General features: G+C 60.5%; 11 protein-coding genes. 6 read left to right on the forward strand and 5 right to left on the reverse strand.

Features of this window, described 5'->3' with window-relative positions; all coding sequences use genetic code 11:
- Positions 1–110: 110 nt before the first annotated feature.
- The 5 genes from PSH81_RS05320 to PSH81_RS05340 all read right to left on the reverse strand — a co-directional run bounded on the left by PSH81_RS05320 (position 111) and on the right by PSH81_RS05340 (position 6,915).
- Positions 111–2,957 (reverse strand): valine--tRNA ligase, encoded by a 2,847-nt coding sequence (locus tag PSH81_RS05320; protein ID WP_305392120.1) that lies wholly within the window; start codon positions 2,955–2,957, stop codon positions 111–113.
- 138 nt (positions 2,958–3,095) lie between these two features.
- Positions 3,096–4,373 carry a hypothetical protein gene (locus PSH81_RS05325; protein WP_305392121.1) on the reverse strand — a complete coding sequence of 426 codons (1,278 nt, stop codon included), beginning with the start codon at positions 4,371–4,373 and terminating at the stop codon, positions 3,096–3,098.
- A gap of 182 nt (positions 4,374–4,555) precedes the next feature.
- Entirely contained in the window at positions 4,556–4,933 is a 378-nt protein-coding gene (locus PSH81_RS05330; RefSeq protein WP_226457810.1) for a DNA polymerase III subunit chi, read from the reverse strand.
- Between the two features lie 7 nt (positions 4,934–4,940).
- Positions 4,941–5,369 carry a DNA polymerase III subunit chi gene (locus PSH81_RS05335; protein ID WP_012722396.1) on the reverse strand — a complete coding sequence of 143 codons (429 nt, stop codon included), beginning with the start codon at positions 5,367–5,369 and terminating at the stop codon, positions 4,941–4,943.
- A 55-nt stretch (positions 5,370–5,424) separates the two neighbouring features.
- Positions 5,425–6,915, reverse strand: a complete 1,491-nt coding sequence (locus PSH81_RS05340; RefSeq protein ID WP_192297446.1) for a leucyl aminopeptidase — start codon at positions 6,913–6,915, stop codon at positions 5,425–5,427.
- A 282-nt stretch (positions 6,916–7,197) separates the two neighbouring features.
- On the opposite strand from PSH81_RS05340, the gene lptF reads away from it, so the two are divergent.
- The 6 genes from lptF (at position 7,198) to era (ending at position 13,929) form a co-directional block, all read left to right on the forward strand.
- On the forward strand, positions 7,198–8,316 hold the full coding sequence (gene lptF / locus PSH81_RS05345; protein WP_226457808.1) for an LPS export ABC transporter permease LptF: 1,119 nt from the start codon (positions 7,198–7,200) through the stop codon (positions 8,314–8,316).
- Positions 8,309–9,388 (forward strand): LPS export ABC transporter permease LptG, encoded by a 1,080-nt coding sequence (gene lptG, locus PSH81_RS05350; RefSeq protein WP_226457807.1) that lies wholly within the window; start codon positions 8,309–8,311, stop codon positions 9,386–9,388. The genes lptF and lptG overlap by 8 nt, the downstream gene beginning before the upstream one ends.
- 151 nt (positions 9,389–9,539) lie before the next feature.
- The gene (lepA, locus tag PSH81_RS05355) at positions 9,540–11,339 is read left to right on the forward strand and encodes a translation elongation factor 4 (RefSeq protein WP_003210439.1); all 1,800 of its coding nucleotides are present in this window, start codon (positions 9,540–9,542) and stop codon (positions 11,337–11,339) included.
- 5 nt (positions 11,340–11,344) lie between these two features.
- Positions 11,345–12,196 (forward strand): signal peptidase I, encoded by an 852-nt coding sequence (gene lepB / locus PSH81_RS05360; RefSeq protein WP_192297441.1) that lies wholly within the window; start codon positions 11,345–11,347, stop codon positions 12,194–12,196.
- A gap of 148 nt (positions 12,197–12,344) precedes the next feature.
- Positions 12,345–13,034 carry a ribonuclease III gene (gene rnc / locus PSH81_RS05365; protein WP_012722401.1) on the forward strand — a complete coding sequence of 230 codons (690 nt, stop codon included), beginning with the start codon at positions 12,345–12,347 and terminating at the stop codon, positions 13,032–13,034.
- Positions 13,027–13,929 carry a GTPase Era gene (gene era / locus PSH81_RS05370; protein ID WP_038851274.1) on the forward strand — a complete coding sequence of 301 codons (903 nt, stop codon included), beginning with the start codon at positions 13,027–13,029 and terminating at the stop codon, positions 13,927–13,929. Before rnc ends, era begins: the two co-directional genes overlap by 8 nt.
- Positions 13,930–14,027: the final 98 nt, after the last annotated feature.

Raw genomic sequence — 14,027 nt, forward strand, 5'->3', positions numbered from 1 at the left:
GATGCAGTGCCTGACACACTGCATTCGCGAGCAAGCCCGCTCCCACATCGATTGGGTTTTCAGGCCAAAAAAAAGAGGCCCGAAGGCCTCTTTTCTACATGGAATCCACCTTACAGGCTGGAAATCCGCGCATGTTGCTCCGCCAGCTTGCCCAGGGCCTGTTCAGCCTCGGCCAACTTGGCGCGTTCTTTGTCGATCACTTCGGCCGGTGCCTTGTCGACGAATGCCGCGTTGGACAGCTTGCCGCCCACACGCTGCACTTCGCCTTGCAGGCGCGCAATTTCCTTGTCGAGTCGAGCCAGTTCCGCGCCCTTGTCGATCAGGCCAGCCATCGGCACCAGCACTTCCATCTCGCCGACCAGTGCGGTGGCTGACAGCGGCGCTTCGGCGTCGGTAGCCAATACCGTGATCGACTCCAGCTTCGCCAGCTTCTTGAGCAGCGCATCGTTTTCGGCGAGACGACGCTGGTCTTCGGCACTGGCGTTCTTCACAAACACCGCCAATGGCTTGCCCGGCCCAATGTTCATCTCGGCGCGGATGTTGCGCGTGCCGAGCATCAGGGTCTTGAGCCATTCGATATCGCTTTCGGCCGCCTCATCGATGCGCGCTTCATTGGCCACCGGCCAAGGTTGCAGCATGATGGTCTTGCCCTCGATACCGGCCAGCGGCGCGAGGCGCTGCCAGATTTCTTCGGTGATGAACGGCATGAACGGATGCGCCAGGCGCAGGGCCACTTCCAGCACGCGCACCAGGGTGCGACGGGTGCCACGCTGACGTTCGATCGGCGCGTTTTCGTCCCACAGCACAGGCTTGGACAGTTCCAGGTACCAGTCGCAGTACTGGTTCCAGATGAACTCGTACAAGGCTTGTGCGGCCAGGTCGAAACGGAACTGGTCGAGTTGGCGGGTCACTTCGGCTTCGGTGCGCTGCAATTGCGAGATGATCCAGCGATCCGCCAGGGACAGTTCGACGGCTTCGCCGTTCTGGCCGCAGTCTTCGCCTTTGTCCAGCACGTAGCGCGCGGCGTTCCAGATCTTGTTGCAGAAGTTGCGATAGCCTTCGACGCGGCCCATGTCGAACTTGATGTCGCGACCGGTGGACGCCAGCGAGCAGAAGGTGAAGCGCAGGGCGTCGGTGCCATAGCTGGCGATGCCGTCGGCGAACTCGTCGCGGGTCTGCTTCTCGATCTTCTTCGCCAGTTTCGGCTGCATCAGGCCCGAGGTACGTTTTTGTACCAGGGTTTCCAGGTCGATACCGTCGATGATGTCCAACGGGTCCAGGACGTTGCCCTTGGACTTGGACATCTTCTGGCCCTGGCCGTCACGCACCAGGCCGTGCACGTACACGGTCTTGAACGGAACCTGTGGCGTGCCGTCCTCGTTCTTCACCAGGTGCATGGTCAGCATGATCATCCGGGCGACCCAGAAGAAAATGATGTCGAAGCCGGTGACCAGCACGTCGGTGGAGTGGAATTTCTTCAGGAATTCGGTCTGTTGCGGCCAGCCCAGGGTGGAGAACGTCCACAGGCCCGAGCTGAACCAGGTGTCCAGTACGTCGTTGTCCTGTTGCAGCGCAACGTCGGCACCGAGGTTGTGCTTGGCACGCACTTCGGCTTCGTCGCGGCCTACATAGACCTTGCCCGACTCGTCGTACCAGGCCGGAATACGGTGGCCCCACCACAGTTGACGGCTGATGCACCAATCCTGGATGTCGCGCATCCACGAGAAGTACATGTTTTCGTACTGTTTCGGCACGAACTGGATGCGGCCATCTTCCACGGCAGCAATCGCAGGCTCGGCCAACGGCTTGGTGGACACGTACCACTGGTCGGTCAGCCACGGCTCGATGATGGTGCCGGAGCGGTCGCCCTTCGGCACTTTCAGGCCGTGGTCGTCAACGCTGACCAGCAGGCCGGCAGCGTCGAAGGCGGCAACGATCTGCTTGCGCGCTTCGAAACGGTCGAGACCGGCGTATTCGGCCGGGATCTTGCCGTCGATGCTGTCGTTCAACGTGCCATCCAGGTTGAACACCTGGCAGGCCGGCAATACGGCGGCGTTTTTGTCGAAGATGTTCAGCAGCGGCAGGTTGTGGCGCTTGCCGACTTCGTAGTCGTTGAAATCGTGGGCCGGGGTGATTTTCACACAGCCGGTGCCGAATTCCGGGTCGCAGTAGTCGTCCGCGATGATCGGGATGCGGCGGCCAACCAGCGGCAGCTCGACGAACTTGCCGATCAGTGCCTGGTAGCGCTCATCGTTCGGGTTAACGGCCACGGCGGCGTCGCCGAGCATGGTTTCCGGACGGGTGGTGGCGACGATCAGGTAGTCGTTGCCCTCGGCGGTCTTGGCACCGTCAGCCAGGGGGTACTTGAGGTTCCACAGGAAGCCTTTTTCGTCGTGGTTTTCCACTTCGAGGTCGGAAATCGCCGTGTGCAGCTTGGTGTCCCAGTTGACCAGGCGTTTGCCGCGGTAGATCAGGCCGTCTTCATGCAGGCGCACAAAGGCTTCTTTCACGGCTTCCGACAGGCCGTCGTCCATGGTGAAGCGCTCGCGGCTCCAGTCTACGGAAGAACCCAGGCGACGGATCTGACGGCTGATGTTGCCGCCGGACTGGTCTTTCCATTCCCAGATCTTTTCCAGGAATTTCTCGCGGCCCAGGTCGTGACGGCTCTGGCCGGTGGCTTCGAGTTGGCGCTCCACCAGCATCTGCGTGGCGATACCGGCGTGGTCGGTGCCCGGCTGCCACAGGGTGTTGCGGCCCTGCATGCGGCGGAAACGGATCAACGCATCCATGATCGCATTGTTGAAGCCATGGCCCATGTGCAGGCTGCCAGTGACGTTCGGTGGCGGGATCATGATGGTGTAGGAATCGCCCGCGCCTTGCGGGGCGAAATAATTCTCGGATTCCCAGGTGTTGTACCAGGAAGTTTCGATAGCGTGCGGCTGGTAGGTCTTATCCATGCGCGGCGGGACCCTAGTTGGCATTTATTCAGGAAAGCCGGCAAGTATAACGAGGATGAGCCGTTGCGCGTAGAGCGAGGTGACGGGGCGAAGTAGAAAGTTGGTTCGCCCCGTAGGTAGCACGAACGCAGAAATGGTCTAGATGACCCTCAGTGTATAGGTAGCCCAACCGGAGACAGGCTGGTTTGCCGTGTTGTATTCGGCAAACTGGATCAAGGCGTTGCCTTGTGCGTCGGGCTGTAGCGGTGGATTGAGTGTCAAGCTCCAATTACCCGACGCATCTGCCTGTGCCTGGCCATGAAAGATGCTGCCGCTGGCGTTATAGAACCAGATGGTTGAGTAGGGCGTTGCTATGCCTTGCAGGTAAGGATTGTAGGCACTGACTGTGGTCGAACTGGTCAACACGGGAGCGCTTCCTGGCGGGCGGGGCGTAGTGCCTGGGATAGTGCCGCCTCCCCCGCCGACGCTGCTGAGGGTCAGATTGGCGCCGGTCCAGGGAGAGATCTGCTGGCCGGAAGCGTTGTATTCGGCCAAGGCGATACTGACGTTACCGTAGGCGTCGGTTGCCAATGGTTGGTTGGGGATGAGGCTCCAGTTACCGAATTGATCGGCTCTGACCAACCCGTAATTTACACTTCCGCCCGCGAGGAAAATCTGGACTATGGCATTTGGCGCAGCCACGCCTTGTAGCAGTGGCTGGCGGGAGTTGATGGTCGTTGAGCTGGTAAGCACTGGAGGGCTTCCTGGTGGCAGGATTGCACCGCCTGGGACAGTGCCGCCTCCGCCACCGACGCTGCTGAGGGTCAGATTGGCGCCGGTCCAGGGAGAGATCTGCTGGCCGGAAGCGTTGTATTCAGCCAAGGCGATACTGACGTTACCGTAGGCGTCGGTTGCCAATGGTTGGTTGGGGGTGAGGCTCCAGTTACCGAATTGATCGGCTCTGACCGACCCGTAATTTACACTTCCGCCCGCGAGGAAAATCTGGACTATGGCATTTGGCGCAGCCACGCCTTGTAGCAGTGGCTGGCGGGAGTTGATGGTCGTTGAGCTGGTAAGCACTGGAGGGCTTCCTGGTGGCAGGATTGCACCGCCTGGGACAGTGCCGCCTCCGCCACCGACGCTGCTGAGGGTCAGATTGGCGCCGGTCCAGGGAGAGATCTGCTGGCCGGAAGCGTTGTATTCGGCCAAGGCGATACTGACGTTACCGTAGGCGTCGATTGCCAATGGTTGGTTGGGGGTGAGGCTCCAGTTACCGAATTGATCGGCTCTGACCAACCCGTAATTTACACTTCCGCCCGCGAGGAAAACCTGGACTATGGCATTTGGCGCAGCCACGCCTTGTAGCAGTGGCTGGCGGGAGTTGATGGTCGTTGAACTAACGAGTACGGGAGCGCTGCCGGAGGGTAAAGAGGGCATGACGTTTCTCCAATGGGAGGTTTTCGTTAACTTTCCACGAATAACCTTCCACGAGATCCCGAATCTTTATCTACTGTCATAAATGACAGTTTTGACCAGCGGTGCCGCTAGTGCGCTCCTAGATGACACGTATGTGGCAAGGAGATGGAGAGAGGCTGGCAACAATTAACAGCTGTTTGTCTTCATGACTGGTACTGGCTGAGCAACCGCTCCATCCGCGCATCCAGCCGGCGCTTGATCTCGGTTTCGATATGCGGGGCGAAGTCGTCGATGACGTCTTGCATGATCAGTTGCGCGGCGGCGCGCAGTTCGTTGTCCAGGTGCAGCAGCAGGGCGTCCTGGCCTTTTTCGGCGGGGGCGGGCTCGACAGCAACGGCAACCGGCTCCGGCGCAGCGGGCTTGGCGCCGACCATATCGAACAACAGCGGAATCTGTACCTCTGCATCGACCGAGTCGGTCAGCAGTGGCGGTTGCAGGCCGTCGTCACCGAGCAACTGGCGGATCGACTCCAGGTCGTCCAGCAGGTGGTCGTCTTTTTTTACCGAGTTGGGAGTGTCCATCATTTACTCAAAGTCGTTGTAGCCGGTGATCCTGCAAAGGATAGCCCTGTTCGCGATAGAAACGGAAACTCTCCCGCGCCGCCTGACGAATAGCCGGGTCTTCCACCACCACCTCTGCCACGCGGGCAAACGCCTTGGCGAACGGCGGCACTTTCAGGTCCAGGTTGACCAGCAGGTCATGGTGATCGCCGCAACTGTCGCCCAAGCCCAGTACAACAAGGCCTTCGGGTTCTGATTCGGCAGGGCCGTGGGGCACGAAGCTTTCGCCCTTGAAGCGCCACAGGCGGGCGTCGAGCTCGTCGCGTTGGGCGGCATCGCTGCAATGCAGGTAGATGCGGTGGCCCATGCGCCAGGCTTTTTCGGTGAGTTTGCAGGCAAAGTCCAGGCGCGCGAGCGGGTCGGCGCTGGGCAATATATAGAAGTCGACTTGGGTCATTGTGGTTCCTGGAACGCGAGGCGGCTATCTGAAAGCCGCCCCGGCGTTCTCATTTTCAGGCCTTGGCGCGATCCAGCAGGTACTGGGTCAGCAGTGGAACCGGACGGCCAGTGGCGCCCTTGTCCTTGCCGCCGCTGGTCCAGGCCGTGCCGGCGATGTCCAGGTGCGCCCAGTTGAAGTTCTTGGCAAAGCGCGACAGGAAGCAGGCTGCGGTAATGGTGCCGGCTTTCGGGCCGCCGATGTTGGCGATGTCGGCGAACGGGCTGTCCAGCTGTTCCTGGTACTCATCGAACAGCGGCAGTTGCCAGGCGCGGTCGTCGGCGGCCTTGCCGGCGCTGAGCAGTTGTTCGATCAACTCGTCGTTGTTGCCCAACAGGCCCGAGGTGTGGGAGCCCAGGGCGACGATGCACGCGCCGGTCAGGGTGGCGATGTCGATCACGGCTTGCGGCTTGAAGCGCTCGGCGTAGGTCAGGGCATCGCACAGCACCAGGCGGCCTTCGGCGTCGGTGTTGAGGATCTCGACGGTCTGGCCGCTCATGGTGGTGACGATGTCGCCCGGACGCGCCGCGCCGCCACTTGGCATGTTCTCGGCACAGGCCAGGATGCACACCAGGTTGATCGGCAGCTTGAGCTCCAGCACCGCACGCAGGGTGCCGAACACGCTGGCGGCGCCGCCCATGTCGTACTTCATCTCATCCATGCCGGCGCCTGGCTTGAGGCTGATGCCGCCGGTGTCGAAGGTGATGCCTTTGCCGACCAGGGCGTAAGGTTTGTCGGCCTTTTTGCCGCCGTTGTATTGCATCACGATCAGGCGTGGCGGCTGGTCGCTGCCCTGGCCCACGGCATAGAACGAGCCCATGCCCAGTTCCTTGATCTTCTTCTCATCCAGGACTTCGACTTTCAGGCCCTTGAATTCCTTGCCCAGCGCCTTGGCCTGTTCGCCGAGGAAGGTTGGGTGGCAGATGTTCGGCGGCAGGTTGCCCAGGTCGCGGGTGAACGACATGCCGTTGGCGATTGCGGTGGCGTGGGTCACGGCGCGCTGCACTTCAGCCTGGGCGGCCTTGATGGTCAGCAGGGTGATCTTCTTCAGGGCGCGGGGTTCGGCCTTGGTGCTCTTGAACTGGTCGAAGATATAGCCGCCGTCCACCAGGCTTTCGGCCAGCAGGCGGGTCTTGCCGTAGCTGTCGCGGCCCTTGACCACCACTTCATCCAGCGCCAGCGTGGCATCACCGCCGCCCAGGCCTTTGAGGGTGGTGAGGATGCCGCTGATGATCTTGCGGAACGGACGGTCGCCCAGCTCGGCGTCCTTGCCCACGCCCACCAGCAGTACGCGGTCGGCTTTCAGGTTTGGCAGGCTTTGCAGCAGCAGGCTCTGGCCGACTTTGCCCGCCAGGTCGCCGCGCTTGAGGATCGCGCTGATGGCGCCGCCGCTCAGTTCGTCGACTTGCTTGGCAGCGACGCCAAGCTTGCGGCCTTCGCCGATGGCGACCACGAGGGTGGCGGTTTTCAACGTTTCGGGGCTAACGCTTTTTACAACCAATTCCATTTTCGGGTCCCTTATAAAGGTCAAAGAGCCGGGCGTCTGTACGCCGGCTTTAAAGCTTGGCGGCTGTATAAACCGCCCGCGACAAAGGCCGCAGTTTGAACCTCGGCGGCGGAGCCTGACAACCCTTGGTGTAAGCTTTGTCCACGTGGTTGAGCATGCTCCGTGACAGGCGCGGCCAATCACAGGATAATGCGCCATCTTTTTAGCCGGCCTGTGCAAACGGGTCGACTGGTATGCTTGCTTGTTTGGCCGCCTTAGCCTGACAACCCTGGAGTGTCTGGTTTGATCGTCTTCCGTTATCTGTCCCGCGAAGTCCTGTTGACCCTGAGTGCCGTGAGCGCGGTGTTGCTGGTCATCATCATGAGTGGTCGTTTCGTCAAATACCTCGCCCAGGCCGCCTCTGGCGCGCTGGATCCGGGCTCGCTGTTCCTGATCATGGGCTTTCGCCTGCCGGGGTTCCTGCAACTGATCCTGCCGCTGGGCCTGTTCCTCGGGATCCTGCTGGCGTACGGTCGCCTGTATCTCGAAAGTGAAATGACCGTGCTTTCGGCCACCGGCATGAGCCAGCAACGCCTGCTGGGCATGACCATGATCCCGGCCGCCGGTGTCGCGCTGATCGTCGCCTGGCTGAGCCTGAGCCTGGCCCCCCAGGGCGCCATGCAGTTCCAGCTGGTGCTGAACAAGCAGGACGCGATGACCGAGTTCGACACCCTCGAACCGGGCCGCTTCCAGGCACTCAGCGACGGCACCCGCGTGACCTACACCGAAACCATGACCGAAAACCGTGCCAACCTCGGCGGCGTATTCATCTCCGAGAAGCGCCTGGGCCAGGACAAGAAAGACCGCGGTATTTCCGTGCTGGTGGCCGACTCAGGCCGCCAGGAAGTGCGCCCCGATGGCAGCCGCTATCTGATCCTGGAAAACGGCTATCGCTATGACGGCAGCCCCGGCATGGCCGATTACCGTGCGATCAAGTACGACACCTACGGCGTGCTGCTGGCCCGTCCGGACGTCAGCGACGAAGTTACCGACCGTGACGCCATCCCCACCACGGAACTGCTCGGCAGCAAGGAACTGCGTTCCATTGCCGAGCTGCAATGGCGCATCTCCCTGCCGCTGCTGGTGTTTATCGTGACCTTGATGGCAGTGCCGCTGTCGCGCGTCAACCCGCGCCAGGGCCGATTCCTCAAGCTGTTGCCGGCGATCCTGCTGTACATGGCGTACCTGACCATCCTGATTTCCGCCCGTGGTTCCCTGGAGAAGGGCAAGCTGTCGCCGACCCTGGGCCTGTGGTGGGTGCATGGGATCTTCCTGGTGATCGGCCTGGCGCTGCTCTACTGGGAACCTATCCGTCTGAAAATGTTGAGCCGTCGTGGCCAGAAGGAGTTGGCTCGTGGCTAAGCTCGATCGCTACATTGGTAGCAGCGTACTGATCGCCATCCTGGCGGTATTGGGCATCATCCTTGGGTTGGCGTCGTTGTTCGCCTTTATCGATGAAGTCGGCAACGTCAGCGACACCTATACCGTATGGGACGTGATGAGCTACGTGGCCCTCACCGCGCCGCGCCGCCTCTACGACATGATGCCGATGGCCGCGCTGATCGGTTGCCTGATCGGCCTGGGCAGCCTGGCCAGCAACAGCGAACTGACCATCATGCGTGCCGCCGGGGTGTCCATCGGTCGTATTGTCTGGGCGGTGATGAAGCCGATGCTGCTGCTGATGCTGTGCAGCGTGCTGATCGGTGAATACGTTGCGCCGCCGGCTGAAACCACGGCCCAGGCCAACCGCGCCCTGGCCCAGGGGTCGGGCGACGCACAAAGCTCCAAGCATGGCCTGTGGCACCGCCAGGGTGACGAGTTCATCCACATCAACGCGGTGCAGCCCGGTGGCCTGTTGATTGGTGTGACACGTTATACCTTTGACAAGGAACGCCATCTGCTGATGTCGAGCTTTGCCAAGCGCGCGCAGTACAACGCCGAGAAATGGCAGCTGAGCGATGTCACCACCACGCATTTCCGCAATGCAGGGCAAGGTACCAAGGCCAGTACTGAAGTGATCAATGTGCCGGCCGAGGAGTGGGACATCGCCCTCAAGCCGGAACTGCTCAATACCGTGGTCATGATCCCCGAAAGCCTGCCGATCTCCGGGCTTTGGGGTTACATCCACTACTTGAAGGACCAAGGCCTGAACAACGGCCGCTACTGGCTGGCATTCTGGGTCAAGGTGCTGCAGCCGGTGGTCACTGCCGCGCTGGTGTTGATGGCGATCTCGTTCATCTTCGGCCCGCTGCGCTCCGTGACCCTTGGCCAGCGCGTCTTTACCGGCGTGCTGGTGGGCTTTACCTTCCGCATCGCCCAGGACCTGCTCGGCCCTTCGAGCCTGGTGTTCGGTTTCTCGCCGCTGTTTGCGGTGCTGGTGCCCACTGGTATCTGCGCCCTGGCCGGGTTCTGGCTATTGCGCCGGGCCGGTTGATAGAACGCTTATGATCAAAACATGCCCCGGTCGAGAGATCGGGGCATTTTTGTTCTGGTCAGCAAAGATGACGTCTGGCCTGAGCATCAGGTACAATTCCCGGCTATTTTTCAGCGGGCAATCTGCCTGCAGCCTTTTTGAGTGTTGATCCGTGAGTGATTTGAGTCATATCCGCAATTTCTCCATCATCGCCCACATTGACCATGGCAAGTCGACGCTGGCCGACCGGTTCATCCAAATGTGCGGTGGCCTTGCCGAGCGTGAAATGGAAGCCCAGGTCCTGGACTCCATGGACCTCGAGCGTGAACGCGGCATCACCATCAAGGCCCATAGCGTTACCCTGTACTACACCGCAAAAGACGGTATCAAGTACCAGCTCAACTTCATTGACACCCCCGGCCACGTTGACTTCACCTACGAAGTCAGCCGCTCGCTGGCCGCCTGCGAAGGCGCCTTGCTGGTGGTGGACGCCGGCCAGGGCGTTGAAGCCCAGTCCGTTGCCAACTGCTACACCGCGATCGAGCAAGGCCTGGAAGTGATGCCGGTGCTGAACAAGATCGACCTGCCACAGGCCGATCCGGACCGCGTCAAGGAAGAAATCGAAAAAATCATCGGCATTGACGCCACCGACGCCGTCGAGTGCAGCGCCAAGACCGGCCTGGGCGTCGACGAAGTGCTCGAGCGCCTGGTCAAGACCATTCCCGCGCCGACCGGCAACTACGAGGATCCGCTGCAAGCGTTGATCATCGACTCCTGGTTCGACAACTACCTGGGCGTTGTGTCCCTGGTCCGCGTGCGCCACGGCCGCGTGAAGAAGGGCGACAAGATCCTGGTCAAATCCACCGGCAAGATCCACCTGGTGGACAGCGTTGGTGTGTTCAACCCCAAGCACACGGCGACCACCGATCTGAAAGCCGGTGAAGTAGGCTTCATCATTGCCGGTATCAAGGACATTCACGGGGCCCCGGTGGGTGACACCCTGACCTTGAGCTCGACGCCGGACGTTGACGTGCTGCCCGGCTTCAAGCGCATCCAGCCGCAGGTTTACGCCGGCCTGTTCCCGGTCAGCTCCGATGACTTCGAAGATTTCCGCGAAGCCCTGCAAAAGCTGACCCTCAACGACTCGTCGTTGCAGTACACCCCGGAAAGCTCCGACGCCCTGGGCTTCGGCTTCCGTTGCGGGTTCCTGGGCATGCTGCACATGGAGATCATCCAGGAGCGCCTGGAGCGCGAATACGACCTGGACCTGATCACCACCGCGCCAACGGTTATTTTTGAGCTGGCGCTGAAAACCGGTGAAACGATTTACGTCGACAACCCGTCCAAGCTCCCAGACTTGTCTTCCATCGAAGACATGCGCGAGCCGATTGTGCGCGCCAATATCCTGGTGCCGCAGGAACACCTGGGCAACGTCATCACCCTGTGTATCGAAAAGCGTGGCGTGCAGCACGACATGCTGTTCCTCGGTACCCAGGTCCAAGTGACCTATGATTTGCCGATGAACGAAGTGGTCCTGGACTTCTTCGACCGTCTCAAATCCACCAGTCGCGGCTATGCTTCGCTGGATTACCATTTCGATCGTTATCAATCGGCTAATCTGGTGAAACTGGATGTGCTGATCAACGGCGACAAGGTCGATGCCCTGGCACTCATCGTGCACAAGGACAACGCGCACTACAAAGGTCGCCAGTTGACCGAGAAGATGAAAGAACTGATTCCGCGCCAGATGTTCGACGTCGCGATCCAGGCCGCCATTGGCGGGCAGATCATTGCGCGGACCTCCGTCAAGGCTCTCAGAAAGAACGTACTGGCCAAATGCTACGGCGGTGACGTAAGCCGTAAGCGCAAGCTGCTTGAGAAGCAAAAGGCCGGTAAAAAACGCATGAAGCAAGTGGGCAACGTGGAAATTCCACAAGAAGCCTTCCTTGCGGTGCTCAGGTTGGATAGTTAGGTCCTATGTCACTAAATTTCCCGCTGTTGCTGGTCATCGCCGTTGCCGTCTGTGGTCTTCTGGCATTGCTCGATCTGGTGTTCTTCGCCCCGCGTCGGCGGGCGGCTATCGCATCCTATCAGGGCAGCGTCAGCCAGCCCGATGCGGTGGTGGTCGAGAAGCTGAACAAAGAGCCTTTGCTGGTTGAATACGGCAAGTCGTTCTTCCCGGTACTGTTCATCGTGCTGGTGCTGCGCTCGTTCCTGGTGGAGCCGTTCCAGATCCCTTCGGGGTCGATGAAGCCTACCCTGGATGTTGGCGACTTCATCCTGGTGAACAAGTTTGCCTACGGCATCCGCCTGCCGGTGATCGACAAGAAGGTCATTGAAGTCGGCGACCCGCAGCGCGGCGATGTGATGGTGTTCCGCTTCCCGAGCGACCCGAACGTCAACTACATCAAGCGTGTGATCGGCCTGCCGGGCGACGTGATCCGCTACACCGGCGACAAGCGCCTGTTCATCAACGGTGAGTCGGTGGCTGAAAAGCTGATCGGCTCCGAGCCGAACTCCCTGGGCAGCGCCGAGCTGTACCAAGAGAAACTCGGCGCGGTGGAACACCAGATCCGCAAGGAAATGTCGCGCTACCGCCAGCCTGATGGCGAGTGGAAAGTGCCGGCCGGGCACTACTTCATGATGGGCGACAACCGTGACAACTCCAATGACAGCCGTTATTGGAACGATCCCAACATTCCCAAGGACATGCTGGGCATGGTTCCCGACGAGAACATCGTCGGCAAGGCCTTCGCGGTCTGGATGAGCTGGCCGGAGTCCAAACTCAGCCACCTGCCGAACTTCTCGCGAGTCGGGCTGATCAAGTAATACAGGCGGCGCTGTGAACACAGCGCCGAATGCTTTTCTGGGGCTTGGACAAATGTCCGGCCTCATGCAGCACCAACCAGGATTTGAATTTGAACACTGCGTCAATCGTCGATGGCCGCCGGTGCCACCACACAGATATGGGTAAACCGTGACCGTTTCTCTAGCACGTCTCGAGCGCCAGCTCGGCTACACCTTCAAGGACCAGGAATTGATGGTCCTTGCCCTCACACACCGCAGCTTTGCAGGGCGTAACAACGAACGCCTGGAATTCCTCGGTGATGCCATCCTCAATTTCGTCGCCGGTGAAGCGCTGTTCGAGCGTTTCCCCCAAGCCCGTGAAGGCCAGTTGTCGCGCCTGCGTGCGCGCCTGGTGAAGGGCGAGACCCTGGCCGTGCTGGCCCGCGGTTTCGGCCTGGGCGAGTACCTGCGCCTGGGCTCCGGCGAGTTGAAGAGCGGCGGTTTCCGCCGTGAGTCGATCCTGGCCGACGCTCTTGAAGCGCTGATCGGTGCGATCTATCTCGACGCCGGCATGGAAGCGGCCAAGGAGCGCGTCACCGCCTGGCTGACCTCCGAGATCGAGAGCCTGACGCTGGTCGACACCAACAAAGATCCCAAGACCCGCCTGCAGGAATTCCTGCAATCGCGCGGTTGCGAACTGCCACGCTATGAAGTGGTGGACATCCAGGGTGAGCCCCATTGCCGCGTGTTTTTCGTGGAATGTGAAATCACCTTACTGAACGAAAAAAGCCGAGGTCAGGGTGTGAGCCGTCGTATTGCCGAACAGGTAGCGGCCGCTGCAGCACTGATTGCCCTGGGCGTGGAGAATGGCCATGACTGATTCAACCGCAACACGCTGTGGCTATGTTGCCATCGTCGGCCGCCCGAACGTGGGCAAGTCCACGCTGCTGAACCATATCCTCGGCCAGAAGCTCGCGATCACCTCGCGCAAGCCGCAGACCACCCGCCACAACATGCTGGGCATCAAGACCGAAGGCACCGTGCAAGCGGTCTATGTCGATACCCCGGGCATGCACAAAGGCGGCGAGAAAGCCCTCAACCGCTACATGAACAAGACCGCTTCGGCGGCGTTGAAAGACGTCGACGTGGTGATCTTCGTGGTTGACCGCACCAAGTGGACCGACGAAGACCAGATGGTCCTCGAACGTGTGCAGTACGTCACCGGCCCGTTGATCGTCGCGCTGAACAAGACCGACCGCATCGAAGACAAAGCCGAGCTGATGCCGCACCTGAGCTGGTTGCAGGAACAACTGCCGAATGCCCAGATCATCCCGATCTCGGCCCAGCACGGTCACAACCTGGAAGCCCTGGAGCGCGTGATCGCCGAGCACCTGCCGGAGAACGAGCACTTCTTCCCGGAAGACCAGATCACCGACCGCAGCAGCCGCTTCCTGGCCGCCGAGCTGGTGCGCGAGAAAATCATGCGCCAGATGGGCGCCGAACTGCCGTACCAGATCACCGTCGAAATCGAAGAGTTCAAGCAGCAGGGCAAGACCTTGCACATCCATGCGCTGATTCTCGTCGAGCGTGATGGCCAGAAGAAAATCATCATTGGCGACAAGGGCGAGCGCATCAAGCGCATCGGTACCGAAGCGCGCAAGGACATGGAATTGCTGTTCGATTCCAAGATCATGCTCAACCTGTGGGTGAAGGTGAAAGGCGGCTGGTCCGACGACGAACGCGCACTGCGCTCCCTGGGCTACGGCGACCTGTAAGAACACCGCAGGACTAAAAATGTGGGAGCGGGCTTGCTCGCGAATGCGGTGGATCAGTCACTGATAAGTCGACTGGCACACCGCATTCGCGAGCAAGC

It is taken from the genome of Pseudomonas sp. FP2335 (genome assembly GCF_030687535.1).
Lineage (GTDB): Bacteria > Pseudomonadota > Gammaproteobacteria > Pseudomonadales > Pseudomonadaceae > Aquipseudomonas.